Origin of the sequence: Streptomyces sp. NA02950 (assembly GCF_013364155.1) — a bacterium.
In the GTDB taxonomy this organism is placed as follows: Bacteria; Actinomycetota; Actinomycetes; order Streptomycetales; family Streptomycetaceae; genus Streptomyces.
Window position 1 is genome coordinate 5857384 of record NZ_CP054916.1, and the last position, 24268, is coordinate 5881651.

At 66.9% G+C, this 24268-nt stretch carries 24 protein-coding genes; 15 read left to right on the forward strand and 9 right to left on the reverse strand.

Annotated elements, in window-relative coordinates:
• Positions 1-5 precede the first annotated feature (5 nt).
• From HUT19_RS25585 to HUT19_RS25595, 3 genes are all read right to left on the reverse strand, one after another.
• A complete protein-coding gene (locus tag HUT19_RS25585; protein WP_176182709.1) occupies positions 6-884 on the reverse strand; it encodes a hypothetical protein in 879 nt (292 codons plus the stop codon).
• A 525-nt stretch (positions 885-1409) separates the two neighbouring features.
• Positions 1410-1688, reverse strand: coding sequence for a DUF397 domain-containing protein (locus HUT19_RS25590; RefSeq protein ID WP_368661711.1), 279 nt, complete (start codon positions 1686-1688; stop codon positions 1410-1412).
• Complete coding sequence (locus HUT19_RS25595; RefSeq protein ID WP_176182711.1) at positions 1606-2490, reverse strand: helix-turn-helix transcriptional regulator; 885 nt, start codon at positions 2488-2490, stop codon at positions 1606-1608. The genes HUT19_RS25590 and HUT19_RS25595 overlap by 83 nt, the downstream gene beginning before the upstream one ends.
• 953 nt (positions 2491-3443) lie before the next feature.
• On the opposite strand from HUT19_RS25595, the gene HUT19_RS25600 reads away from it, so the two are divergent.
• Positions 3444-3647, forward strand: coding sequence for a DUF397 domain-containing protein (locus HUT19_RS25600; protein WP_176182712.1), 204 nt, complete (start codon positions 3444-3446; stop codon positions 3645-3647).
• A 1488-nt stretch (positions 3648-5135) separates the two neighbouring features.
• On the opposite strand, the gene HUT19_RS25605 is transcribed toward HUT19_RS25600, so the two are convergent.
• Both HUT19_RS25605 and HUT19_RS25610 read right to left on the reverse strand, forming a co-directional pair.
• Positions 5136-5327: a hypothetical protein gene (locus HUT19_RS25605; RefSeq protein WP_176182713.1), complete on the reverse strand. Its 192-nt coding sequence runs from the start codon at positions 5325-5327 to the stop codon at positions 5136-5138.
• Positions 5328-5814: 487 nt separating this feature from the next.
• A complete protein-coding gene (locus tag HUT19_RS25610; RefSeq protein WP_176182714.1) occupies positions 5815-6594 on the reverse strand; it encodes a GntR family transcriptional regulator in 780 nt (259 codons plus the stop codon).
• A 152-nt stretch (positions 6595-6746) separates the two neighbouring features.
• Here HUT19_RS25610 and HUT19_RS25615 point away from each other — a divergent pair, with 152 nt between their 5' ends.
• The 6 genes from HUT19_RS25615 (at position 6747) to HUT19_RS25640 (ending at position 11127) form a co-directional block, all read left to right on the forward strand.
• On the forward strand, positions 6747-6959 hold the full coding sequence (locus HUT19_RS25615; RefSeq protein ID WP_176182715.1) for a hypothetical protein: 213 nt from the start codon (positions 6747-6749) through the stop codon (positions 6957-6959).
• 89 nt (positions 6960-7048) lie between these two features.
• Positions 7049-7444: a hypothetical protein gene (locus HUT19_RS25620; protein WP_254885782.1), complete on the forward strand. Its 396-nt coding sequence runs from the start codon at positions 7049-7051 to the stop codon at positions 7442-7444.
• A gap of 195 nt (positions 7445-7639) precedes the next feature.
• Positions 7640-7870, forward strand: coding sequence for a hypothetical protein (locus HUT19_RS25625; RefSeq protein ID WP_176182716.1), 231 nt, complete (start codon positions 7640-7642; stop codon positions 7868-7870).
• Positions 7867-9225, forward strand: coding sequence for an FtsK/SpoIIIE domain-containing protein (locus tag HUT19_RS25630; RefSeq protein ID WP_176182717.1), 1359 nt, complete (start codon positions 7867-7869; stop codon positions 9223-9225). The genes HUT19_RS25625 and HUT19_RS25630 overlap by 4 nt, the downstream gene beginning before the upstream one ends.
• Entirely contained in the window at positions 9222-9431 is a 210-nt protein-coding gene (locus tag HUT19_RS25635) for a hypothetical protein (RefSeq protein WP_176182718.1), read from the forward strand. Before HUT19_RS25630 ends, HUT19_RS25635 begins: the two co-directional genes overlap by 4 nt.
• Positions 9432-9702: 271 nt before the next feature.
• The gene (locus HUT19_RS25640) at positions 9703-11127 is read left to right on the forward strand and encodes a replication initiator (RefSeq protein ID WP_254886223.1); all 1425 of its coding nucleotides are present in this window, start codon (positions 9703-9705) and stop codon (positions 11125-11127) included.
• Positions 11128-11211: 84 nt separating this feature from the next.
• Here HUT19_RS25640 and HUT19_RS25645 read toward each other — a convergent pair whose 3' ends face one another.
• Positions 11212-12987: a recombinase family protein gene (locus HUT19_RS25645; protein WP_176182719.1), complete on the reverse strand. Its 1776-nt coding sequence runs from the start codon at positions 12985-12987 to the stop codon at positions 11212-11214.
• Here HUT19_RS25645 and HUT19_RS25650 point away from each other — a divergent pair.
• The 3 genes from HUT19_RS25650 to HUT19_RS25660 all read left to right on the forward strand — a co-directional run bounded on the left by HUT19_RS25650 (position 12986) and on the right by HUT19_RS25660 (position 15940).
• Entirely contained in the window at positions 12986-14662 is a 1677-nt protein-coding gene (locus HUT19_RS25650; protein ID WP_176182720.1) for an RDD family protein, read from the forward strand. The two genes, HUT19_RS25645 and HUT19_RS25650, sit on opposite strands and share 2 nt — an antisense overlap.
• A 76-nt stretch (positions 14663-14738) precedes the next feature.
• On the forward strand, positions 14739-15356 hold the full coding sequence (locus HUT19_RS25655) for an RDD family protein (protein ID WP_176182721.1): 618 nt from the start codon (positions 14739-14741) through the stop codon (positions 15354-15356).
• A gap of 83 nt (positions 15357-15439) precedes the next feature.
• Positions 15440-15940 (forward strand): RDD family protein, encoded by a 501-nt coding sequence (locus tag HUT19_RS25660; protein ID WP_176182722.1) that lies wholly within the window; start codon positions 15440-15442, stop codon positions 15938-15940.
• Positions 15941-15951: 11 nt separating this feature from the next.
• On the opposite strand, the gene HUT19_RS25665 is transcribed toward HUT19_RS25660, so the two are convergent.
• On the reverse strand, positions 15952-16248 hold the full coding sequence (locus tag HUT19_RS25665) for a hypothetical protein (RefSeq protein WP_176182723.1): 297 nt from the start codon (positions 16246-16248) through the stop codon (positions 15952-15954).
• 333 nt (positions 16249-16581) lie between these two features.
• Here HUT19_RS25665 and HUT19_RS25670 point away from each other — a divergent pair, with 333 nt between their 5' ends.
• Positions 16582-18969 (forward strand): immune inhibitor A domain-containing protein, encoded by a 2388-nt coding sequence (locus tag HUT19_RS25670; protein ID WP_176182724.1) that lies wholly within the window; start codon positions 16582-16584, stop codon positions 18967-18969.
• Between the two features lie 132 nt (positions 18970-19101).
• The gene (locus HUT19_RS25675) at positions 19102-19434 is read left to right on the forward strand and encodes a hypothetical protein (RefSeq protein WP_176182725.1); all 333 of its coding nucleotides are present in this window, start codon (positions 19102-19104) and stop codon (positions 19432-19434) included.
• Between the two features lie 34 nt (positions 19435-19468).
• Here HUT19_RS25675 and HUT19_RS25680 read toward each other — a convergent pair whose 3' ends face one another.
• Positions 19469-20053 carry a nicotinamidase gene (locus tag HUT19_RS25680; protein ID WP_176182726.1) on the reverse strand — a complete coding sequence of 195 codons (585 nt, stop codon included), beginning with the start codon at positions 20051-20053 and terminating at the stop codon, positions 19469-19471.
• A gap of 137 nt (positions 20054-20190) precedes the next feature.
• Complete coding sequence (locus tag HUT19_RS25685) at positions 20191-21525, reverse strand: nicotinate phosphoribosyltransferase (RefSeq protein ID WP_176182727.1); 1335 nt, start codon at positions 21523-21525, stop codon at positions 20191-20193.
• 81 nt (positions 21526-21606) lie between these two features.
• On the opposite strand from HUT19_RS25685, the gene clpS reads away from it, so the two are divergent.
• The 3 genes from clpS to HUT19_RS25700 all read left to right on the forward strand — a co-directional run bounded on the left by clpS (position 21607) and on the right by HUT19_RS25700 (position 24143).
• A complete protein-coding gene (gene clpS / locus HUT19_RS25690; RefSeq protein WP_176187296.1) occupies positions 21607-21915 on the forward strand; it encodes an ATP-dependent Clp protease adapter ClpS in 309 nt (102 codons plus the stop codon).
• Positions 21915-22523, forward strand: coding sequence for a DUF2017 domain-containing protein (locus HUT19_RS25695; protein ID WP_176182728.1), 609 nt, complete (start codon positions 21915-21917; stop codon positions 22521-22523). Before clpS ends, HUT19_RS25695 begins: the two co-directional genes overlap by 1 nt.
• Positions 22524-22718: 195 nt before the next feature.
• Entirely contained in the window at positions 22719-24143 is a 1425-nt protein-coding gene (locus HUT19_RS25700) for an amino acid permease (protein ID WP_176182729.1), read from the forward strand.
• Positions 24144-24268: the final 125 nt, after the last annotated feature.

Below are 24268 nucleotides of genomic sequence, written 5' to 3' on the forward strand. Positions count from 1 at the left end.
TCCGATCACCGTGGGGAGGCCGGAGCCGACGCGGTACCGGACCCCGACGGTGTGGGTGTCGCGGTGCCCGACGGCGTCGGCTTGGGGCCGGGGCGGCCGGTCGACGAGGGCTTGGGGGGCCTGGGGGTGTGACTCGGCCGTCGGCTCGGGGTCTCCTTGGGCGGGGTGCGGGTGGCCGACGGCGAAGCGCTGCTCTTGTCCGGCTCCGGCTTCGTGGTGCTGGGCGACGGCCGCGGCGGGGCCGTCGTACGCGGGGGAGCGGTGAACGTGGGCCGCGACTCGCGGCTGGCCCGGTCCGGCGCACGGGTCGCGGGCGCCGTGCTACCGGGGCTGGACTCGGAGGGGTCGGCCTCGGGCTTCAGGGGCGGTTCGCTGTCCCGCTCCGCGACCGCGTGCGACGGGCCCTGCGACCGCTGGGTCAACATCAGCGAACCGGCGGCCAGACCGCCGACCACCGCCAGGGCCGCCACGGCCGCCGCCCTGCGCCGCCGCCTGGAGCCTCTCGGGGCGCCGCGCCGCCGCGCGGGACTCGGCTCCGTGAGCGTCACGGCATCCGGCCCGAGCTGGGCGGTCAGCGGGGCGATCGGCGCGGTGGCGGCCTCGGCCGGGGCCGGGTCCGCTTCCCGGCCGGGCCCGAAGACCTGCTGGGCGATGGTCTGCGTGCTCAGCGCCCGGGGGTCGGCGGGCCCGGCCAGCGGGTCGTACGCACCGCACTCCGGACAGGTCACAACCCCGTTGAGCGTCCTGCGGCACGAGGCGCAGTAGTCCATCTGTTGCCTTTCGTCGTCGGCACGGCCCGCGCCGCCTCTCCCGTGGTGGTCGGCCCGGGGCAGGCGCGGGTTCGCGTGCCGGATGGTGCGGTCCGCCGTCCGGGGCGATGTCACGCCACGGTAACGGCTGATCGAAACGAGGTACGCCGGCCCGCCCCGTCGTGTTCAACTCCGGCCCCTGTCAGGCCCTCATCGTGGCCCGACTCACACCGGCCAAGGCCCGGCCGGCGGGCGGACGGCGGGCTCGTACGGCCACGTACGGCTCGCACGGGAGGGTGGCGCCGAGGAGTGACGGGCACATGACGCGGGCAGGTCTGATAGACCTTGACCCGCGCGCTCCGGGTTGCACTGCGGCTCTTCTACGGCAGACTGCTTAGGCCCCCCCACCGCGAGGCACCGCACAGGCGCAGCGCAGGACAGCACGGCAGAGCAGATACGGGATATCGGAGATCATGAGCGCCTCTACCTCAGGATCCGCGGACGGCAGCTCCATTCCTGGCTTTTATCCGGAGGGGTCATACGGGAAACCGGTACATTTCCTGTAGGGCTCTGACCTGGGCATATGGCTGAGGCTCCCACTCCGTCGAATGGGAGCCTCACTGTTGCTGGGGGCGGGCTGGCTGCTCCGGGCGGACTGGCCTAGAGCTGGTCAAGCGCACCGGTGGCCACTCCGCCGATGAACGCTGCCCAAACCTGGGCGGGGAAGATCAGTACCGGGCTGGTCTGATCCTTGCTGTCTCGCGTCGCAACCCTGTCGCCGGGTACGAATGCGACCTCCACGCATGCGGACTGTCCGTTACTGCGGCTGGACTTGAACCACGCCGCGCCCGAAAGATCAACCGTCTTCATAACTCCCTGCCATGTCAGCAAGTAGGCGCCTGGACGCCTGCTCTGTGAGTGCCTTGTCCCAGATGTCATTGAACGCTTCGTCGTAGCGTTCAACTTCGCTGGGCTTGTCCAGATAGAGATCACCGGTGTAGCCGTCCGAGTAGACGGTTGGTGGCTCACTGGTGATCCCGCCAGCGCGCGGGAAGCGAAGGACGATGAAGGGGCCGGTGAGCACGCCCCGATGCATACCTGCCTCGAACGGGACAACCTTGATCGTGACGGTCTCTAGCTTGGACATCTCTAGCAGGTGTCCAAGCTGGGCTGCCATCACCTTTCTCCCGCCGATCGGGCGGTGTAGTAGTCCCTCGTTGAGTACAACCTCCAGCTTGGGCGGTGCCGTAACGCGAGTGATCGATCCCTGGCGGGCAATCCGAAGGTGAACGCGACGTTCGATCTCCTCCGGGTCCTCGTCCGGGTTGTGAGCCTGGATGATCGTCCGGGCGTAGTCCTCGGTCTGGAGCAAGCCTGGCATCAGTTCGCTCTCGTACCAGGAGAGTTGGTCGGCCGCTTCCTCTAGCCCAATGTAGACGTCGAATCCCTCCGGGATCACGTCGCCATAGCTGTGCCACCAGCCCCGTGCCTTCGTCTCCTTGGCCAGACCCATGAGCGCGGCCGTCAACTCGTCGGACGCTCCGTAGACCCTGCACATCGTTTCGGCGTCGTGGCTGCGCAAGGAGGTCTGCCCGCTCTCGATGCGCCACATCTTGGCTTCTGACCACTCAAGCGCCTTCGCTGCGGCGCGGACCGTGAGCCGTGCTTGATTCCTCAGATCGCGCAGGTAGCGGCCGAGTTGCCTGCGCGGCACGGTCGAACCTGTCGGCCCCTCCGTCATGAGGTCTCTCCCTCCCTGTCCCTCATTATGAAGGACTCTCGTTGGGTGAAATGAAAGCATCAAGTCGCGCGACTCGCAATGTAATCAGTCAGTTCGAGTACAGCGAATCGAAGCAATCAGAATGAAGTCTTGCAGAATCAGGGAGCAGGGCTCATGCTGTGACTGTCGCCCCGTCAGATCTCGGGCGGCGGCTAGGACATGAGGGAGGCGGCTCCGTGAGCGATACCCCGGCGGTCGGCAAGGTGGTCGTAGATACGGCCCGAAACCGCATAGGTCAGGTCATGGGTAGCGTCGGGGGCTCAGTGCAACTCCGGCCGCTTTCTGGCGGCCGTGAATGGGATGCGGACCCGTCTCTTATCAGGGCTCTAACGGAACAAGAACACATGAGGCTTCCGGCGGCTCCTTTTGTTCGAGCGAAGCCCCCGGGCAGGAATAGCGGATACGTAGACATTCTCTTGCCTGTGAAGCCGGGCGAAGGTATCGCATTCAAAGCCATGCGATACCCGCCGTGCAATTGTCAGCGTTGCCAGCGCGGTGAAACTCCGCCGGAAAAGCCGCTGTAATTTCTGCGCACTTCGTCGATTGAAGGAAATGCCATGCTTCCCTTAGGCGCAATTGAAATTGTAGCGCTATGCGTGCTCGGGGTACTGCTGCTAAGGCTCATTTACACTTACAGCGGCCTTCAGGGGTTGATGGTCCTGGTGATCTATGTTGCATGCGCCCTCGTTTTGGTGCCACTTTATGCCTGGGCGGCTCCTGCTTAAGAGTCCGTACCCGGGGCTGGTTGACGCTACCAGCCGAGGTCAAGGGCCCGCGATCTCCCGTTCTGGCTGCCATAAAAGGTGTCAACTGGCGCTTATTCCTACTCGGTAGGTGGCTGGGGATGGGGTGCAAGAAAACCTGCATCACGCTGCGGGGAGCGTTTCCCCGCTGAGCTATTCGAGGAAGCGAAAATGGATAAATTCGATTTCGTGAACGTGGCCTTGTGTCGAGACGCAAAGGTCGGGAACTGTCCGCAGGTGGCTGTCAACGTGCCTGGGGTGGTGGCCATCCGGGACAGTGAACGGCCTGCCGAGGTGGTTACCATGACGCTCGACGGCTGGCGGGATCTCACCTTAGCTGTCAAGGCGGGGAAGTTCGATTTGGGCGCTGCCTGAGGGGAGTCATGATGTCGAAGTGTCCTCGTTGTGAGGCTGGGCTCATCACGGACCCTGAGAGCGGTCTTCCCTGGTGTGCTCATTGCGGGGAACACTTCGCATTGTCGCTGCCTCGGTGTCCGGGGCTCTGGTCGAGGCGTGATGCTTCCACCCGTGCTCCGGTTAAACGGCGCCGCCACTGAGTGACCCAAGTTCGCCCCGTCCATGCGTTTCCACTGCGCATGGACGGGGCTTTCACGCGTTCCCGCTCGTGAACACTCGTCACTTATTCCCATAAGTGATTGACCCGCTTGGGTGGCAGTCTGCATGCTGGCAGCTCATTGGTACGAGTAATGACCGGCTAAGTGGGTCGGCGTGCTCGCTGATCGGAGGTGGATGCATGTGGTACTGGACGCTGCGGCTGCGGCTGGGCTTGCTGGCGATCCTTCTGGCTGTCGCGATGAGCGAATGTGATCGCGGGGAGATGGGGCCTAATGGCATGGGGGCCCACCCCGGGGGCGCTGTTACGCAAGGTAACCGCGACACGCGGTAAGGACTTGCGTTCGATCTGTAGCGGTACAGGTGTGGCGCGTGTGAGGGTTGGTCTTGGTCGAATCTTTGTACGGAGGTTCGTTTCAGGTGTGATCGCTCGGTTCGGCTTGGGGGCTGGTGTGACAGGGGAACCTGACGAAGTGCTGGTGTGGGTGCCTGGGGCTGCGTATCTGGCTGCCTGGCGTGCGGCTCGGGATGCTGCTGATGCCCTGTGTTCGTCTCTGTGCGATGCCGGGGTGCCGGGGGATGCCCTCGAGATAACACCGAGTACGGACGCTGACGGGTGCCCGGTCATCCGCATCGCTGGACGGGTGACACCTGCCCAATCTCGCGCTGTTGCCGACGCTTTAAAAAAGGGCGGTGCGGGGTCATCGCCTCAGCGTGGGGAGTGACGCGCGGTGCGGTAAAGGTGCAGGTGGGCACCGCCGCCGGCCGTAGCGGCTTTTGGGCGGGAGCTGCCACGGGGCGAGAGAACAGGGGGCCTTACGCTGGCCCGGCGAATCGGGCGGGTCTGTGATCCTGCCCGCGTTTGCGACCGATTGGCCCCCTGTTCTTAGAGGCTCGCCCCGTGGTGGCTGCCTAAAAGCCGCGTAGGCCGTCGGCCACCAGCCACGACGCCCCAGCCATCGGGCATCGGCCCTACCAGTGGTGCACTTGTCCTCTTGCTGTGTGGGGTACGGCGCTTGGACCATGCCGGTACGGCGAGACAGGGAGGGCGTATGCGGTGGGGCAAGAAGACGACTGAGGGGCGGCCCATTCCTACGCGTGGGCGGCGCGGGTCCGTGCGGGTGACGACTGATGGCCGCGGGCGTCAGTGGTTGGAGTGCTCGGCGTGCGGGATGCGGAAGTTCAACCCGGGCGTTACACCAGGCCAGTTCGCGGCGCGGAAGCATGCGGATACGTGCACGGGCTGATGTGGGTGCGGGGCGACCGGTTGGCCGCCCCGCTGAGCGCTGACTAGGCGGCGGCGCCCATCGCGCGCGCCCATCCGCACTGGGGGGTGGTGCACTCCTGCGGGTCGTCGGCGAACTCCTCGGGGAGCGAGTAGCCAGCGGTGCGCGCCTGGCGGGCGAGGCACTGCGCGCACACGCAGTCGGGGCAGAGACGGTCATCGGACAGGTAGACCTCGTCCTGACAGGTGGGGCACATGGCGTCTCCTTAAAGGGTGGGCCGGTCGGTGGCCTGACGGGCTTTAGCCCGATCACATGCCCCGCGGGCTGTCCAAGATCTTGACCGCTTGCGGCGCCGTAAGGCGTCTTGGACAGCCCGCGGGGCATGTGATTGCCTCTGGCGTCAGGGTGCCGACTGGTCCACCCGGTGACGACTCCAGCCACCCGAGGGAGAAAGGGCCCACCGACTGCCAGGCGGGTGCACTGCGGCCGGTACTTGGGCACCACCGGTTGGGGACTGACGGCGTCGGGCCTTGTGATGGCTGCTGTAGTGCCGCGTGCCTGGTCCGCACATGGGAGAACCCCCGCACTATTGGCGGGGGCTTCGTGCTGCTTGGGGCTGCTCGGGGTGCCGGGCGGTGGCCGTCCGGGCGGACCGGCCGCTAGGCCGCAGCCGCCCGGGGCGGCCAGACCGCCCGGCGCGCCGAAGGCGCGCCCTTGAGCAAGTGAAGAAGATCTAGACGCAGTTAGCCGCGTGCGGGGGTGGTCGGCGTGATGCGGTAGGTCGGGTTGATCGCGGCGGCGCTCATGCGCAGTTCTTCGACAAGTAGTGCGCGGCCGTCCTGGTCCTGCGTTACGCGGTAGGTGATCAGGATGGTGTCGGCGTCGGTGCTGAGTGCGGCCCGTTCGTCCGGGCGGGCGGCTCGGGCTGTCACGGTCTCCCACCACGTGAGCGTGAGTCCCTTGTCGGCAAGCATGGCGTACAGCTCCGGCGGGTGGGCGTCGGGCCGTTCGGCCAGTGCGGGCACCTGGTCGGCCACGTCGAACGGGATCACGGTCTTGTGTGCGGCACGGACTCCGGTCTCCGGGTCGCGCAGCAAGCGTTCTGCTGTGATGGTGTGGACCGGGCCCCGACCGAGGAGAGAGGCGACTGTGCCCGATGCGTGGTCACGGGTCACCGTGGGCTCCTCGGCTACCTCGAACTGATGGCCCATCACCAGAGTCTTACCTCGGCGGATCAGAGTCCGCTTGATCACTAGGGCGGGGGCGTCCTCGCGGCGGACGAAAGTCCCTTTGCCCTGGTGGGAAGCGGCGAGACCCATGCGACGGAGTTCAGCTATGGCCTGGCGCACTGTGTTGCGGCTGACCCCGTAGCGCTCCAGTAGCTCTGTCTCGGACGGCAGTTGGCTGCCCGGTGGATAGCCGCCTCCTTCCCCCTTGCTGATCTCAGCGGCCAAGATTCGTGCGAGCTGGAGGTATCGGGGCTCGCTGGTGAGCTGCTGGGCTGAGCTGGCGTCGTCCGGCACTGGTCTGTGCTCCCATCTGCGGCCCCGGTGGGCTCGTCTCGGCGTCATAGGTCCTGCACTCATCAGAATAAGTGCTTGTGCTCATCGGTCAATGCGGCGCATGCTGGTCGCGCACTCATTGGTACGAGTAATAACCAGACAAGGGGACGGACATGGCTGACAACCGCTCACCCGCCGATCGGGTTGCGGCCGTACATCGCTACGGCGACCCGATAACTGGCGGTCAGCATGCGGCGGCAACGGCACTGCTTGAGGCCCTGCTGCGAGCTGCTGAACACCACGGAGTGACGCTCGCGGACTTCGACGCGGTGGTCGATCTGCCGGGCGGCTGCCTGGACGTGGTGCGTGCGAAGCGTCACCGCTGACGTGCCGCGGGGGCCGGATTCGAGGTTCCGGCCCCGCTGTCGGCCCGTGGCCAGTGTCCCCATGACATCCGACAAGAAGAGGTGAACTGATGCAGACGTTTCCCGTAGATGTGGCACGGCTCGGCACACTGATGTGCGTCGTCCCCCCGGAACCGCGGGTCGATCCGACCACGGGCCAGGTACGCACGGACCGCGAAGGACGACGGCTCAACGTGGTGGGCGTCTCGGTCCGCCAGTCCGAAGGGCGTCGCGCCGACGTCATCGAAGTCGCTGTTCCCGGTGAAGCTCCGGCCGTTGCGGAGGGGATGCGGATCAGCATTGACGGCCTGGTGGCCGTCTCCTGGTCCATGGGTGACCGTCACGGAATCTCCTTCCGGGCAACTGCGATCACTCCCGCTAACGGCGGCAAGAGCACCCCGGGCGGTCCGAGTTCCGCGGGGGCGGTGACCGGTAAGGCCAAGGCGGCGGGTGGCGATGCTGCCTGATCCGACCGAGCTGCGGCGGGCGTACGTCGGCTGGCCGGACCTGTGTCGGCACGTCGCTGAGCTGCATCGACAGCTTGCTGCCTGCCCCTTTGAAGCCATGGATGCGCCACAGCGAGCCCGGCTGGTCCGGGTCTCTCAGGCTGTGGCGCACCTGGCCCAAACCATGATCATCCGAGAAGGGCAAGGAGGACAGGAATGGTGGAACAGCCCAATACCGACACAGATGTAGTCGTAACGCGACTCATGAGGAATCTGCGGCTGCTCACCGGGTGCGATGCACTCCTCACAGCCATGGAAGGCGGGGCGCTGGTCGCCGAGGTCATGGCGTTGACGGCGCGGTCCGCTGAGACGGTCGCCGATGACGCGCGCACCATGCTTCTGACGCTCCGTCAAGACCCGCGCAAGTCCGGAGGTGATCACACATGACGTGGGACTGGGGAGTTTGGTTGGCGATCGTGCTGGTCCTCATTGCTGCGCGGGCGCGCCTTGGGGGCTCGCGGCTGCCGCGCTCGGTGCGTCGTGTCGCGGCACTGCCCTGGGTGTGGTACCTGGCCGGATTCCCGGTCGTGGCGCTGCGTATGCGGTTCACGTGGAGGAAGCTGGCCCGCAATGCGGACCTGGCGGTTGCGCGCCATCACGTCCCTCGTGCGCTCGTCGGGCGGGACATGATCGTCACGGGGCGGCCACTTCGGCCGCAAGCACCTCGGCTCGGTCTGCCGCGTCCCACCCGTGACGGCCTGGTCGTGCGGGCCTTCCTGCACCCTGGGCAGACTCCGGGTCCGTACATCGATGCGGCGCCTGCCATGGCGCACGCCTGGAGGATGCACTCCGTTCGCGTGGTCTCCGATCGTCGTGGGGAAGTCCTCATCACTGCGGTGTGGAGGGATCCCCTCCAAGAGGCAATGCACGGCGAAGTACCGGATCCGGATGCTCCGGACATGCCTGCTCGGGTGCTGACGGCTCATGTAGGCCGAACCGAAACCGGGGGTGTGTGGGCGATGGATCTGCATCGGGTTCCGCACTGGCTGATCGTCGGCGCTACACAGTCAGGCAAGAGCACCCTTCTTGCCTCACTGGTCCGGGAGCTGGCGACACGGCCGGTGGCGCTGGTCGGGATCGACTGCAAGGGCGGCATGGAACTGTCGCTCTTCGAGCGTCGGCTGTCCGCGCTGGCATGCAGCCGCTCCGAGGCGGTGGCGCTCCTGGCGGTGCTGTGCGATGAGGCAGCGTCGCGTATGGCGATGTGCCGGGCGGCTGGCGTGCGCGCTATCTGGGATCTGCCGGAGGAGGTTCGCCCGGTGCCGGTCGTGGTCCTGGTGGACGAGATCGCGGAGCTGTATCTCGTTGACGGGTCCAAGATCAGTCGCCAGGAAGCGGCGGAATGCTCGACCTACCTTCTGCGGATCGCGCAGCTCGGTGCGGCGCTGGGGCTGCATCTCATCGTGGCCGGGCAGCGTGTCGGCAGTGAGCTGGGCGCCGGAGTGACAGCGCTCCGTGCGCAGCTTGGGGGCCGGGTTTGCCACCGCGTCCATGACGAAGCAACAGCGGAAATGGCGCTCGGCGACTTGGCGAAGGATGCAATCGAGGTCGCGCGGACGATCACAGAGGATGAGCAGGGTGTCGCTGTCACTGCGATGGGCGGCGCATGGGTTCGGGCACGGTCGCGGCTGACTTCCGCGGCGTCGGCTCGGCGGATAGCTGAACTGCACGCCGATCTGACTCCCGATATGCCAGACCTTTTGCGGGCTGTCATTTCCGCAACGTACAAGGGGACGACATGACGGAAAATCAGGCACTGCCCCTGGCTATCATTTTCGGCTCCTTCTGCGTGCTCGTTGTGCGCTCGCGGGAAGTCGTCTGGTGGGTTGGATCCCTGTTCTTCGCCTTCGGGTTCGTGATGGCGAGCACGACACCGGGCCTCACCATCAACGATTTCCTTATGTGGGTCAGCACGTACGTACTGCGGAGTGCGGAGAACGCGGGCTGAGAAAGGGGGCGGAAATGCCTCACCTCTATGTGAGGTGTCGCGGCTGCGGCCGGATCCGCTACCGCACTCGTGGCGGGCGTCTGCGTCGGTGCCGCTGCTGTCGAAAGGGGCCCCGCCGACGGTAGTTGTCACAACCGGTGACTTACCGCCGGCGGGCACCCGGAAGAAAACCCCAGGTCAAACAAATCTTTGGAGCAAATCCAGTGTCTTCCCGCATCCACTATCCGGCCGTCTTGGCGACGGTCCGTAAGGAAAGGGCACCGCCGTGACCATGTCCGACCCCCGTGCGCGGCGCTCCGCACTCGACCACGCGGAGCGCCTGCGCGGGCTCACGACCACTGAACGCGACATGATCCGACTCGTACAAGACCCCGGCTTCGGGCGCTGGCTCGACCAAATGCGCAACATCGGGGGCTGCTCACACCCCATCTACCTCTCTGGCCAGACCGTGACTCGCGATCTGATCACGGGTGAGACGCTGCGGTTCTACAGCACCGCAGATGAGCCACGCGGGACGCTGGCCGTCCGGTGCGGCAACCGCCGCGAAAGCAGGTGTGAGCCGTGCTCACGCCTCCACTCCGGGGACACCTTCCACCTTGTCCGGGCCGGACTGCTGGGCGGCAAGACCGTGCCAGCCGCGGTGGTCCATCACCCCCGGCTGTTTGTGACGCTGACGGCGCCCAGCTTCGGGCCGGTCCATCGCGCGACCACCGACAAGCCGTGTCGCCCTCGCCGATCCGGTGGGCACTGCGCCCATGGTCGCCCCGTAGGCTGCGGCGCCTTCCATGCCGACTCCGACAACGCGATTGGGCGCCCACTGTGCTCGGCCTGCTACGACTACGCGGCACACGTACTCTGGCACGCTACGGCCGGTGAACTCTGGAACAGGACTTGCATCCTGATCCGGCGGCTCCTTGCCGCCACACAGTCGATTAGCCAGCGCAAGCTGAATGAACACCTGCGGGTTTCCTTCGCGAAAGTCGCCGAATTTCAGAAGCGCGGTGCGGTGCACGTGCACGCAGTGATCCGGGTAGACGGTCCGGACGGGCCTCAGTCGCCACCTCCAGCATGGGCCACGCCCCTATTGCTGGCTGATGTGGTCCTTCGCGCAGTAGACGATGCGGAGACCTGCACCCCCTACACCGTGGAATTGGGAGAGCACATCATCAAATGGGGAGAGCAAATCGATGTGCATCCGATCTCTCCCGAGACTGCACAAGCCACAGTCACAGATAGTGCGGTGGCAGCGTACATCGCGAAATACGTGTCCAAGAGCGTCGGCGAAGTCGGGGGAACTGACTGGAAGATCAAAACGGCAGAGGAAATCGAGCTTGCACGCGTAAGTCCTCACATGCGCGCACTCATGGGTATGTGCTGGCGTCTCGGGGGGATTCCTGTGCTGGCTCCGCTGCGGCTACGGCTGTGGGCGCACACTCTGGGATACCGGGGACACGTGCTTACGAAGTCGCGCAAGTACTCCACCACGTACGCGGCTCTGCGTTCGGCACGTTCCGAATTTCGCTCGGACCGTGGAGAGGAAGAGAGGCCCGGGGCGGGTGTCGAGTCATCATGGCGTTACGTCCGGTCCGGCCATTCGCTAGCTGAGGCAGAGATAGCGACGGGGATTGCGGAAGATATTGTGCGCAGTCGCGATCTCGCTAATGAGATTCGAATCGATACGCGGAGGCGGAAGTGAAGAGCACGCACGGCGGGGTGTCGCGTAATGACCCTGCCGTGCGTGCTTGGGTGGCTCGCCATTTGGCGCGAGCTCCGGATCTAACTACTGAGGAACGGATGCTTCTTCGGTCGCTTCTTCGGAGGTTTGGCCAGCGCGGTGACCCTTCGTCTCCCGCCAGATAGGCACTACGGTTTCCGGGTCAAACTTGCCCCGGCCCTTTGGGCCTTTGAGTAGCTGGATGTACTTCATGTAGCGCTTAATTATTACCCGCTTTTCCACGTTGTCCCCTGACCTCCATAGCGCTAGGTCACTTTCCACGGCTTGGGGGTCGGGGGCCGAACCGAGTGCTTCGAGCTTCTCTATAAGATCGCGGATCTTCTTTGAGATCGCCCCGACGTGTTCGTAGTAGTCTTCATTTGACCAACCAACGTCAGAGAGTTCTCCGCGCTCCCACTTACCTTTGAGCTGCTCCTTTTCTGTGATGGCTTCATTCCTTTGCTCCTCTAGCTCCATGCGTTGTTCGGTGATCTCCTCGTCTTCCTGCACTGTCTCGCTAAGTGAAGCCCCCAACTTCTCTATGAGGAATTCCTCCATGAGGATATCTATGAGGTCGTCAATCGGTTTCATCTTGCGTGAAGTAGAGCCACATGCTCCGTTCCGGCCGCGTGACGGGCAGCGATAGACATGGTATTTCGCCTGTCCATTCCAGCGCCCTTCCATGGGCTTCTCGCATTTATAGCAACGCACAACCCCTGTCAGTAGGTACTTTCCGTATTCATGTCCTCCGACTGGCGTGGAATCCACTCCATTCTGCTCTTGGCGTGCTTTTAAGATGCTCTGGGCCTTGAACCAAGTTTGTGGAGACACAATCTCATCCCAGGTCCCCATTACTGGATTTCCCTTCTCGTCGGTAAGTAGCTTAGACATTCCGACATGTTGTTTTGAGGGTTCGAGCCGATGACGTCCGCTGTACAACACCATGCCCGCGTATCGTGGATTCGAGAGAATGAGTTTCACCGTGGCCGTGGTCCACTCGCCGCCACCCGGGGAAGGGATTCCCGAGAGTGTCAGTCCACGTGTGATGGATGATGGATTCCCGTTCTTCTCCACCAGCTCTCGGAAGATTCGCCTAACGACTGCTGCCTCTTTCTCAATCTTCGTTCCTACGTTCTCACCCTTGCGCACCCATCCATAACCGAGGCGGCCTATGGGAATACCCATCTCCGCGGCTCCCAGTGTGTCTCGAGCCACGCGCCGAGCTGTGTCCTGAGACTGCTTCAGCAGCATCACGCACATTACGCGCGCCATATTGCAGTCAGATTCCCTGACGAGATTGAGTTCACTGGTTGCTCCGATTGCGGGCCGCTTCACCTCGTCAACCACGTTCGCAAGATCTTCCAGGTCCCGGGGTTGCCTAACTAGGCGGTCCAAGTCATAGAAGACGATTCCGTCAATTACCCCATTGAGTAGATCCTTCAGCATTTGCTGGAAGTCTTTGCGGAGAACGACCCAATCAACGGTGCCATCAGGGCGGGTGATCCGCTTCTTCTTGTATGCGCTGGTGTCGTCGTCTATGTACAGCTTGACGAACGGGCCCCACTCGAGGGCCTGACGCTTGGCCTCAACGTCTTCGGTCTGTCGTTCGATGGCTGTCTTTCGCTTGGTCGCCTCCTTCCGGGCGCGTCGGTCTTCGTTAATGTCATGCATGGACAGACGTAGGTATCCGCCCGGTCGCTGTGGTACGTACTGGGCGTAGCCAGCAGTGAGGTCCAAGGTGGTTGTCCTGCCCCGCTCGCGGAGCTGGGTGATCACCGGGTCGTCGATGCCGGATACGGCGGACAGGTCAAGTGTGTTGGCCGTGAAGGGAGTAGGGGACATGGGGACGCCTCCTGGTGGTGGTGCGGAAATGCCCGGGGTGGGGTACTACCCAGATCCGTCCATCCCCGGCTACATCCGTTACTGGAACGGCGCGGCCTGGGTGCCGGGCACCAGCAGGCCCGCCCCGGCCGAGGGCGAGTCCATGCCCGCGCCACCGCCCGGGGTGACCCACACCCAGGTGATCGCCCCGGCGGGGGACGAGACCGGGCCGATGTTCCTGGACGAGGACCCGGCACCGGGCCCCGCGGAGGGGACCGGCGGGGCACTGCCCGAGGTGCGCCAACGCGGGGAGATGGACGTCCGGGACAGCGGCGCGGGAGGTGCCGGCGGTGCGGGCGCCCAGCCGGTGCCGCCCGGTGGAACCGCGGCCCCGGTGGACTGGGACGATCCACGGCGGTTGCACGGCTCCCGGCCCGAACCCGCCACGGCCTGGCAGGCCGATGCCTCGCGGCAGGCCGGGTTCGGCGGTGAGCAGGACCGCCGGGTCTCCTGGGGCTCGGAGCACGACGGCCCCGGCGGTGCCCCGGCCGGGCCGCTGCCCGGGGTGCCCGATCCGCGGCGCGCCGCGGAGGACCCGGCGGGCGGCGGCGACCAGCCGGGCAATCAGCCGGGTGGCCCGGACAACTCCACGCTGACCATGCGCGGGAGCGGGGCCCGGCCGCCCAAGGACCGCTCCACCCAGGCGCTGCCGCCGGTGCGCCGGAACCCCGAACTGCCCCCGGCCGACGGCGGCGAGCCGGCGGCCGCGCCGGGCGCCGGCACGCTGTCGGGCCGCGCGCCCCGTCCGCAGGGCGGTACGGACACCCCCACGACCGGCCAGGGCCGGGGCCAAGGCCAGGACCAGGGCACCATGGCGTTCCGTGCGGTCGGCCGCGGCGTACCGGGCCAGGGCGCCGGTGCCGCCGGCACCACACCTCCGGCCCAGCCCCAGCAGCCGCAACAGCCCCAGCAGCCCTACGGTGGTGTGCCCCCGCAGGGCGGCGCACCGAGCGGTCCGGCCTGGCAGCAGCAGGTGCACCAACTCGCCCAGCAGCACGGGCAGCAGCCGGGCGCGCCGCAGCCGGGCGCGCCGCAGCAGGGCGGGCAGCAGCAGGGCGGGCAGCAGCCGGGTCAACAGGGCGCGCCCGAGGGCGTCATCCCCTGGAAGCCGCCCGTCGACAACCCCTTCCTCCAGGCCGCGCAGGCCCAGGGGCGGCCCGCCCCGCTCGGCCGCCGTCTCCTCGCCCGGCTGATCGACACCGTCGTCCTGCTCGGAATCGTCGGTGCCGCCGCACTGCCCCTGTGGAGCAAGGCGAGCGACCACATCGAGGAGAAGGTGGAGACGGCGAAGCGGACCGGAGAGACCGTCACCGTCTACCTCCTGGACGGCACCACCGGCGGCTATCTCGGCATGGCGCTCGGTCTGCTGCTGGTCCTCGGGATCGTCCTGGAGGCGCTGCCCACCGCCGCCTGGGGCCGCACCCTGGGCAAGAAGCTGGCCGGGGTGCGGGTCCTGGACATCGAGGGGCACAGCAAACCGTCCTTCGGCGCCGCGCTGCGCCGTTGGCTGGTCTACTCGGTGCTGGGACTGCTGGTGATCGGCGTGCTGAACGTGCTCTGGTGCCTGTTCGACCGCCCGTGGCGGCAGTGCTGGCACGACAAGGCGGCGCGCACCTTCGTGGCGGCGTCCGGCTGAGGCGGATGGACCATCCGGGTCGCCCGAACGGGGCATGCCGGATGCGACGGCTCCGGCTCCGGGTTCGACTCGGGCCATGAGCACCGACCAGCCGCCCCCCGGGGCCGATGAGCCCCGGGACCGGGGCAGCGATCCGTTCGCCAAACACCCGCCGACCGGTGGCGCCGAGGACACCGGCGGTGCCGGTGGCGCGGGTGGCACCAACGGCACCCCGTACGGCGAGCACCGTGACGAAGGCGATCCGCTCGCGGGCATGCCCCCGCTGGCACATCTGGGCCGCCGTCTGATCGCCCGGATCATCGACGCGCTGCTCGTCGGCATTCCGGTCGGTCTGGTCATGGCCGCGATCCTGGGCGGTTACGACCCGGTGGACGGAAGCGCCCGGTCGTCCACCGTCACCATCGTGTACGCGCTGGTGTACTTCGTCTACGAAGGATTGATGCTCACCCACTACGGCCAGACAGTGGGAAAGAAGGCGATGAAGATCCGGGTGGCGATGCTGGAGAACGGTCAGCCGCCGGTCGGTCAGCCCGGCTGGGTGCGTGCCGGGGTCTACGCCCTTCCGGAGATCGTGCCCTGTTGCGGTTTCATCTTCTGGCTGCTCAACGTCTTGTGGTGCACCTGGGACCGGCCGTACCGGCAGTGTCTGCACGACAAGGCGGCCAAGACGGTCGTGGTCTCCGCCGTGCCCTGAGCCAGGGGTTCCGCACCGGCCCGGAGCAGGTCCGGCTGACCCTGAGCTACCGGGCCGCCAAGGGCTGCTGATGTAATCGGGACATGAGCCCCGATCCGCTGACGCCACCGCAGAACCCCCAGCTCGCCGGGATGCCGCCGCTGGCCACACCCGGTCAGCGGTTCGCCGCCCGGCTCATCGACACCCTGGTGCTCGGCGTCATCTGGACGGTGGCACTGGTCGCGACCGGGGCGCTCCAGTACACACTGGACCACCCGGGCAAGCAGGACATGGCCCGGGTGACGCTGGCGCTGGTGATCACCATGGCGGTCTATTTCGGCTACGAGGGGCTGATGCTGGCCCGCACCGGCCAGACGCTCGGCAAGCGGACGTTGCGGATCCGGGTCGCGATGCTCTCCGACGGGGACGTCCCGGCGCGGCAGGGCTGGGTGCGGGCCGCGGTGTACGCACTGCCGGGGATGCTGGTGCCGGTGCTGGTCGGCACGGTGTTCTGGCTGGTCGACTCGGTCTCGCTGCTGTGGGACAAGCCGTTCCGGCGCGCTCTGCACGACAAGGCGGCGCGGACCGTGGTGGTGACGGCGTGAGCCGAGCGGTGTCAGCCGTGGAACGAGTGCTCGCCGACGCCCGCCCGCTCGGCTGAGGCGTGCGCCGGAGTGCCCGTCCGCGGCCGGTTCGTCCGGATCGTACGGGAGCCCCGGGGCGCATGGGGCGCACGGGCCGCACGGGCGAACGGCCCGGTGACGGCCACCAGGAGCCCGAGCAGGAGACCGGCCACGGCGATGACCCCGACCCACGGCGCTGACCTGGCCTGGGACAGCAGCAACAGGGCGAAAGTCGAAAGAACGACGCTGGCCGAACCGTAGGCGAGCTGTGCAGGAGTCGGACGCGGCATGGCGGGATCCGTCCTCAAGGCATCGGTATACGCGGGGGGTTATGCGTCGGGCAGGAGTCAGGCTGATGTGCACCGTCAAAATGACTCTACGGTGCTGAATGCCCGAGGGGGAACGTCAGTAAGCGTGACCTCACCCACGGTGCCGTTGCATGAGGGGCGCACGGAATCACCGCGCCGTCCAACTGACGAGATGAACGCGCCCGTTGGTGTCCGGTAACCGGTATCTGGCGGACCGGTTAACGTACTTGTCGCACCGGTCCAAGTCAAGGTCTGTCTTTTCTCCTGCCACTCCGGTCAAATGTCCGCACCGGCGTAAAGGGGAGGAATCAACAAGTGAACAGTCAACGGAGGGCGGCCAGATCGGCTGCCATAGCCACGGTGGTGGCCGCGCTCGGCGCTGCGGCCCTGTCCACCGGCATGGCACGGGCCGACGCTCCGTCTACGCGGGTTGAGCGCCATGACCCGGCGCCCGCGAAGACGGATGTGAAGCACGATCTGGCCGGCCCGTTCAGCAAGACGCGGGAAGCGCAGCGCGAGGAGGCCCTGCGTCAGGTCATCTCCGGGGACGCGAAGACCGCCAAGCGCGGTGCGTCGCAGGTGGTGAAGCTCGGCAAGGGGAAGTACGTCGAGCTGGCCCGGGAGAAGACCGACAAGATCTTCACCATCCTGGCCGACTTCGGCGACAAGGTCGACAACACCACGATGGTCGACCCGGACGGCGACGGTCCGAAGCCCCCGGTGAAGAAGTACGGCGGTGATCCGGGCCCGGCCCACAACACCATCGCCGAGCCGGACCGCAAGGACGACAACAGCACGGCCTGGCAGAAGGACTACGACCGCAAGCACTTCCAGGACCTGTACTTCTCCAAGGACAAGAAGAAGCAGTCCCTGAAGAAGTACTACGAGCGGCAGTCCTCCGGCCGGTACTCGGTCGACGGTGAGGTCTCGGACTGGGTCAAGGTCGACTGGAACGAGGCCCGTTACGGCTCCAACTACTGCGGCAGCACCAACTGCTCCAACGCCTGGGACCTGGTCCGCGACGGGGTCAACCAGTGGGCCGAGGACCAGAAGGCGGCCGGCCGCACCGACGCGCAGATCAAGGCGGACCTGGCCGAGTACGACCAGTGGGACCGCTACGACTTCGACAACGACGGCAACTTCAACGAGCCCGACGGCTACATCGACCACTTCCAGATCGTGCACGCCGGTGAGGACGAGTCCGCGGGCGGCGGCGCTCAGGGCGAGAACGCGATCTGGGCGCACCGCTGGTACGCGTACGGCACCGACGCGGGCCGCACCGGTCCCGGGGAGAACAAGGCGGGCGGCACCCAGATCGGCGACACCGGCATCTGGGTCGGCGACTACACGATGCAGCCGGAGAACGGCGGTCTCGGTGTGTTCGCCCATGAGTACGGCCATGACCTCGGTCTGCCGGACGAGTACGACACCACCGGCAAGGGCGAGTCCTCGGTGGCCTTCTGGTCGCTGATGTCCTCCGGTTCCTGGCTGGGCACCGGCAAGGACTCCATCGGTGATCTGCCCGGTGACATGAACGCGTGGGACAAGTTCCAGCTGGGCTGGCTGAACTACGCCACCGCCAAGGCCGGGAAGAAGTCGACGCACACCCTCGGTGTCGCCGAGTACAACACCAAGAACAAGCAGGCGCTGGTGGTCGAACTGCCCGCCAAGCCCGTCACCACCGATGTGGTCAAGCCCGCCGAGGGCGCCAAGCAGTGGTGGAGCGGGATGGGTGACGACCTGAAGAACACCCTGACCCGTTCGGTGGACCTCACCGGTAAGTCCAAGGCCACCCTGGACCTCCAGGGCTGGTGGGACATCGAGGAGAACTACGACTACCTCTACGCCGAGGTCTCCACGGACGGCGGCGCCAACTGGACGCCGGTGGACGGCACCGCGGACGGCAAGGCCATCCCGCGGGACGCCGGTGACAAGCCGGCCCTGACCGGCACCTCGGGCGGGTACAAGAAGCTCTGCTTCCCGCTGGACGCCTATGCGGGCAAGAAGGTCGACCTGCGCTTCCGCTACCAGACCGACAGCGGTGTGGCGCAGAAGGGCTTCGCGGCCGACGCGATCACCCTGACCGCGGACGGCTCCCCGGTCTTCTCGGACAACGCCGAGGGTGATGACAACGGCTGGACGGCCAAGGGCTTCTCGCGCATCGGCAGCTCCTTCACCAAGGACTACCCGCAGTACTACCTGGCGGAGAACCGTCAGTACGTGTCGTACGACAAGACCCTCAAGTCCGGTCCGTACAACTTCGGCTGGTCCTCGACCCGGCCCAACTGGGTGGAGCACTTCCCGTACCAGAACGGTCTGCTGATCTGGAAGTGGGACACCTCGCAGCCGGACAACAACGTCAGCGCCCACCCGGGCAGCGGACTGATCCTGCCGGTCGACGCGCACCCGACCGCCGAGAAGTGGGCGGACGGCACGCTGATGCGCAACCGGTTCCAGGCGTACGACTCGCCCTTCAGCCGGTACCCGAGCGACGGCTACACCGTGCACAAGGACGGGAAGGCCGCGAAGGTGAAGCGCAAGGCGGGCATTCCAGTCTTCGACGACGGTAAGAGTGCGTACTGGGACGAAAGCAACCCCACCGGTGGTGTGAAGATTGCTGACACCAACACCCGGATCAAGATCCTCAAGGAGTCCAAGAGCGGCTCGACGATGACCGTACGCGTCGGACCGTCAGCTTCATAAATCAACAAAACTGCGTCATCGCAGGTCAGAGCGGTAGCGGCCGTCGCCCCCTAGCGGGCGGCGGCCGTACGCGTTTAGATGCCCCTACGACCTTCTTATTGACACGACGTCTCACGGGGGACATGAACCGCAATGGCCGATGGAGGATTCACCAAGCTGCCCGGCGGCAGTGTGGTGGTCGCGATCACGCTGCCGCGCCCGCTGGGCGAGGGCGGCGTCCGCGTCCTGGTGCACGCCGCGAACCGTCAGCGCGCCCTGACCAGGCTGCGCAATCTCGGGCTCCGCGCCGTCTATCTGCGCGGCAACGCCGCACCGCCGACACCCGACGAGGTGACGGCGGTGCTGCACCATCCGGACGGGCTGGTCTGGCGCACCGCGCCGGACGGCGGAGGGGAGCTCTGGCACCCCATCGCCGCTCTGCTCAGGCCCCCCGCGGCGCACACTCCCCAGGGTCTGGCCGGGTAGCGGCCAGGGGGGCGCAGGAGGCGTGCCGCGGTGGTCAGACGACCGGGGTGCCGGTCAGCTCCACCCCCGCGGCGCGCATCTCCTCCAGGGCGCTCCGGGTCGTCCGCTCGGCGACCCCGGCCGTCAGATCCAGCAGGACGCGCGTGGCGAACCCCTCACGGCGCGCGTCCAGCGCCGTGGCCCGCACACAGTGGTCGGTGGCGATGCCGACGATGTCCACCTCGGTCACCCCGCGCTCGCGCAGCCAGCGCGCCAGCGGGGTGCCGTGCTCGTCGCTGCCCTCGAAACCGCTGTACGCCGCGGTGTACTGACCCTTGTCGAAGACCGCGTCGATCGCCCCGGAGGCGACGGCGGGCGCGAAATTCGGGTGGAACCCGATGCCCTCGGTGCCCGCGACACAGTGCGGCGGCCAGCTGTCCACGTAGTCCGGGTTGGCGGAGAAGTGATCACCGGGCTCGATGTGGTGATCACGGGTGGCCACCACATGGCGGTAACCGGGCGTCGCCTCCCCGATCAGATCCGTGATGGCGGCGGCGACCTCGGCGCCGCCCTTCACGGCGAGGCTGCCTCCCTCGCAGAAGTCGTTCTGGACGTCGGCCACAATCAGTGCCCGGTGCATGACACACGCCTTCCGACGAGAAACGGACAGGACCGGGAAACCCCTCGGCCCGAAGCGGATGATGTGGTAGTGGCTGTCACCGAGGGTAGAGACTCGGCGCCGGATACGACAGTGGGCATGGTCCTCGCTCGCCTCCCTCAGTTCCGCGGGTATTCGGTGGGGATCACCGGCTCACCGCGCGAGAGCTGGGTCGCCGACAGCGGCAGCCCCGCCCGTGCCGCCCGGTGCCGGTCGCGCGCCGCGTCCAGCGGTTCGCGTCCGACGATCTCGCCGCCGCGCACCAGCGGCACCACCAGCTCCCGTCCGGCCAGCTCCGCCGGAACCTCGCCGCCGCCGACCACCTCGGCCTCGGCCACCCCGTCCGCGTCCAGCCGCCGCGCCGCCCACTTGCGACCGCCCACCGAGCTCTTGGCGCCCATGGACTTCTTGGCCACCGGCAGCAGCGGGGCCCCTGGCTCGTCCGAGTCCGCCCGCGCGACCAGCTTGTAGACCATCGAGCAGGTGGGGTGGCCGCTGCCGGTGACCAGCTGGGTGCCGACCCCGTACGCGTCCACCGGGGCCGCGGCCAGCGAGGCGATGGCGTACTCGTCGAGATCGCTGGTGACCACGATCCTCGTCCCCTTCGCGCCCAGGTCGTCCAGCTGCTGGCGGACCCGGTGGGCGAGCAGCAGCAGATCGCCGGAGTCGATGCGCACCGCGCCCAGCTCCGTCCCCGCGACCTCCACGGCGCTGCGCACCGCCTCGGCGACGTCGAAGGTGTCCACCAGCAGGGTGGTGGCGCTGCCGAGCGAGTCGACCTGTGCGGTGAAGGCGTCGCGCTCGGTGTCGTGCAGCAGGGTGAAGGCGTGGGCGCTGGTGCCCACGGTGGGGATGTTGTAGCGGAATCCGGCCGCGAGGTCGGAGGTGCTGGCGAAGCCGCCGACGTACGCGGCGCGCGAGGCGGCTACGGCGGCCAGTTCATGGGTGCGGCGCGCGCCCATCTCGATCAGCGGGCGGTCGCCTGCGGCCACCGACATCCGGGACGCGGCGGCGGCCACCGCGGAGTCGTGGTTGAGGATGGAGAGGATGACGGTCTCCAGCAGCACCGCCTCGGCGAAGCTGCCCTCCACCCGCATCACCGGCGAACCGGGGAAGTAGACCTCGCCCTCGGGGTAGCCCCAGATGTCGCCGGTGAAGCGGTAGTCGGCGAGCCAGGAGAGCGTCGGGGGGTCCACGATCCGGTGGTGCGCGAGGAAGTCGAGCACCGCGGAGTCGAAGCGGAAGTTCTCGACGGCGTCCAGGACGCGGCCGGTGCCTCCGACGACTCCGTAGCGGCGCCCCTCGGGCAGCCGGCGGGTGAAGACCTCGAAAACCGCACGGCGGTCGGCGGTGCCGGACCGCAGCGCGGCCTGGAGCATGGTGAGTTCGTACCGGTCGGTGAAGAGGGCGGTCGACGGCACGTCCACCGGCAGTCCCAAGTCCGCAGTGTCCATGGCCCCTATGCTACCCCATTTCTCGTCAAAGTGACGAGATATGGGTGCCGGTTTGCGCGACGGCCCGTACCGGGTGGCAGCATTGGGGGTGTGAGTGTCCCCGTGGAGATCGAGCGCCCAGAGTCCCGTGAAGCGCCGTCGATGGTGCCGGAGCCCGACGTTCCCTGGGTGACGGTGGTGCACAACGACCCCGTCAACCTCATGAGCTATGTGACATACGTCTTTCAGAGCTACTTCGGCTACTCCAAGGACAAGGCGCACCGACTGATGCTCGATGTCCACCACAAGGGCCGCGCGATCGTCTCGAGCGGCAGCCGCGAGGAGATGGAACGCGACGTGCAGGCAATGCACGGCTACGGCCTGTGGGCAACCCTCCAGCAGGAGCGCTGATGTCGGGACGATTCGAACCGCTGCCCGACGGCGGCGCGGCGCTCGCTCTGGACGAGGTCGAGATCTCCATCCTGCGCAGCCTGGCCGTACAGCTCGCGGAGCTGATCGGCCCCGGTGACCAGCCGGACGGCGCGGCCGATCCGCTGGACGCGCTGTTCGCCGAGGGGCCCAGCAAACCGCCCGCCGACCCGGCGCTGGCCCGGCTGTTCCCGGACGCCTATGTGGCGCCGGACGCGGAGCTGGGTGCCGACGAGGAGAAGGAGGCGCACGCCGCCTCCGCCGAGTTCCGCCGCTACACCGAGAACGACCTGCGGGCGCGCAAGCGCGAGGACGCCCTGGCGATGGTGCGCGACCTGGACGCGCTGACCTCCGGTGAGGTCGTCCGGGACCCGGTCGTCCTGGAGCTGGCGCCGGAGGGGTCCCGGCAGTGGCTCGGCGCCCTCAACGATCTGCGGCTGGCCATCGGCACCCGGCTGGAGGTGACGGACGACGACGACGGCGGCGAACTGCTCCAGCTGCCGGACTCCGACCCCCGCAAGCCCATGGTGATGGCCTACTTCTGGCTCGGGGGTCTCCAGGAAACGCTCGTGGAAACCCTCCTGCCGTAGTCACGGAGTGTTCGTTTAGAGGATGCTCAAGTCCGGATAACGATCGCGTCACTGCGGTCGTTCGGTTTGTTGCGCCGGTTAACGTTTGTCCGCTTCTTCCTGTGGTCTGCCGCACAAACGCCTGAGTGGATCAGTGCCGCGGGCGTGGTAAATCTTCACGATCGCCAGCCGCCACAGAAGGAAAGGCGCAGCACTATGACCTCAGTGGCTCCTGAAGAGGGCTATGAGCGCGGCCTCGGCAGCCGCCAGGTCCAGATGATCGCCATTGGTGGTGCCATCGGTGTCGGCCTGTTCATGGGCGCCGGTGCGAACATCGCCAAGGCGGGACCCAGCATCATCCTGATGTACGCCCTCGCCGGCGTGATCATCTTCTTCATCATGCGAGCGCTCGGCGAGCTGCTCCTCTACCGGCCGGTCTCGGGCTCCTTCGCGGAGTACGCCCGTGAGTTCCTCGGCCCGTTCTTCGGTTATGTCACCGGATGGACGTACTGGCTGATGTGGGTGGTGACCGGCATGGCCGAGCTCACCGCCGCGGCCATCTACATCCACTTCTGGTTCCCCTCGATCCCCCAGTGGGTCAGCGCCCTGGTCTTCCTGGTGGTGCTCTTCGGGGTCAATCTGATTTCGGTCAAGATCTTCGGTGAGGTCGAGTTCTGGTTCTCGATGATCAAGGTCACCGCGATCATCGGCATGATCGTCATCGGTCTCGGTGTGCTCACCCTGGGCTTCTCCGACGCCGGTGACACCGCCGCGGCCTCCAACCTCTGGGCCCACCACGGCGTCTTCCCGAACGGCATCGGCGACAGCCTGATGACCCTCCAGGGCGTCATGTTCGCCTACCTGGCCGTCGAACTGGTCGGCGTCACCGCCGGTGAGTCCGAGGACCCGCAGAAGACCCTGCCCAAGGCGATCAACACGCTGCCCTGGCGCATCCTGATCTTCTACGTCGGTGCGCTGGTGGTCCTGCTGGCCGTCGTCAAGTGGACCGAGTTCTCCGCGGGCGAGAGCCCCTTCGTGCACGCGTTCTCGAAGATCGGCATCCCCTTCGCGGCGGGCATCGTCAACTTCGTCGTCCTCACCGCGGCCCTGTCCTCGTGCAACTCCGGTATGTACTCCACCGGCCGGATGCTGCGCGACCTCGCCTCCAACAGCGAGGCCCCCGGGGCCTTCGGCAAGCTCAACTCCCGCAAGACCCCGGCCGTGGGCATCACCGTCTCCGTCGCCCTGATGGGCATCGGCGTGGTCCTCAACTACGTCGTCCCGGAGAAGGCGTTCACCTACGTCACCTCGGTCGCCACCGCCGCCGGTATCTGGGCGTGGATGATGATCCTCGTCAGCCACATCAAGTACCGCCGCGCGGTGACCCAGGGCCGCCTCCCGGCCTCGTCCTTCCCGGCCCCGGGCGGCTCCGCCTTCAGCTGGGTCGCGCTGATCTTCCTCTTCCTGGTCACCGGGATGATCGCGTACGACAAGGACGCCCGTGTCTCGCTGTACGTCGGTGCGGGCTGGGCGGTCTGCCTGGTGATCGGCTGGATCGTCCTCAAGCGCCTCGGCCGCGTCCCGGACCTTCCCCGGGTCGCGCCGGACGCCGAGGGCGAGAAGGAACTCGCCCGCAAGTAACGGCATGGCGGCGGCGCCCTCGGGCGGCTGTCGCGGACGGGCCCCGGACCGCTGTCCGGGGCCCGTTCCCGTTCGTGGCCCGTTCGTGGCCCGTCCGTCTCTCGTCCCTCTCTCGACCGTCCGCG

Excerpts from the sequence above, each read along its gene's own strand:
- HUT19_RS25590 (WP_368661711.1), bottom strand. The coding sequence starts at position 1,688 with ATGACATCTGGGACAAGGCACTCACAGAGCAGGCGTCCAGGCGCCTAC.
- HUT19_RS25595 (WP_176182711.1), bottom strand. The coding sequence starts at position 2,490 with ATGACGGAGGGGCCGACAGGTTCGACCGTGCCGCGCAGGCAACTCGGC.
- HUT19_RS25600 (WP_176182712.1), top strand. The coding sequence starts at position 3,444 with ATGGATAAATTCGATTTCGTGAACGTGGCCTTGTGTCGAGACGCAAAG.
- HUT19_RS25605 (WP_176182713.1), bottom strand. The coding sequence starts at position 5,327 with ATGTGCCCCACCTGTCAGGACGAGGTCTACCTGTCCGATGACCGTCTC.
- HUT19_RS25615 (WP_176182715.1), top strand. The coding sequence starts at position 6,747 with ATGGCTGACAACCGCTCACCCGCCGATCGGGTTGCGGCCGTACATCGC.
- HUT19_RS25620 (WP_254885782.1), top strand. The coding sequence starts at position 7,049 with ATGCAGACGTTTCCCGTAGATGTGGCACGGCTCGGCACACTGATGTGC.
- HUT19_RS25625 (WP_176182716.1), top strand. The coding sequence starts at position 7,640 with ATGGTGGAACAGCCCAATACCGACACAGATGTAGTCGTAACGCGACTC.
- HUT19_RS25630 (WP_176182717.1), top strand. The coding sequence starts at position 7,867 with ATGACGTGGGACTGGGGAGTTTGGTTGGCGATCGTGCTGGTCCTCATT.
- HUT19_RS25635 (WP_176182718.1), top strand. The coding sequence starts at position 9,222 with ATGACGGAAAATCAGGCACTGCCCCTGGCTATCATTTTCGGCTCCTTC.
- HUT19_RS25640 (WP_254886223.1), top strand. The coding sequence starts at position 9,703 with ATGTCCGACCCCCGTGCGCGGCGCTCCGCACTCGACCACGCGGAGCGC.
- HUT19_RS25650 (WP_176182720.1), top strand. The coding sequence starts at position 12,986 with ATGGGGACGCCTCCTGGTGGTGGTGCGGAAATGCCCGGGGTGGGGTAC.
- HUT19_RS25645 (WP_176182719.1), bottom strand. The coding sequence starts at position 12,987 with ATGTCCCCTACTCCCTTCACGGCCAACACACTTGACCTGTCCGCCGTA.
- HUT19_RS25655 (WP_176182721.1), top strand. The coding sequence starts at position 14,739 with ATGAGCACCGACCAGCCGCCCCCCGGGGCCGATGAGCCCCGGGACCGG.
- HUT19_RS25660 (WP_176182722.1), top strand. The coding sequence starts at position 15,440 with ATGAGCCCCGATCCGCTGACGCCACCGCAGAACCCCCAGCTCGCCGGG.
- HUT19_RS25665 (WP_176182723.1), bottom strand. The coding sequence starts at position 16,248 with ATGCCGCGTCCGACTCCTGCACAGCTCGCCTACGGTTCGGCCAGCGTC.
- HUT19_RS25675 (WP_176182725.1), top strand. The coding sequence starts at position 19,102 with ATGGCCGATGGAGGATTCACCAAGCTGCCCGGCGGCAGTGTGGTGGTC.
- HUT19_RS25680 (WP_176182726.1), bottom strand. The coding sequence starts at position 20,053 with ATGCACCGGGCACTGATTGTGGCCGACGTCCAGAACGACTTCTGCGAG.
- HUT19_RS25685 (WP_176182727.1), bottom strand. The coding sequence starts at position 21,525 with ATGGACACTGCGGACTTGGGACTGCCGGTGGACGTGCCGTCGACCGCC.
- HUT19_RS25695 (WP_176182728.1), top strand. The coding sequence starts at position 21,915 with ATGTCGGGACGATTCGAACCGCTGCCCGACGGCGGCGCGGCGCTCGCT.
- HUT19_RS25700 (WP_176182729.1), top strand. The coding sequence starts at position 22,719 with ATGACCTCAGTGGCTCCTGAAGAGGGCTATGAGCGCGGCCTCGGCAGC.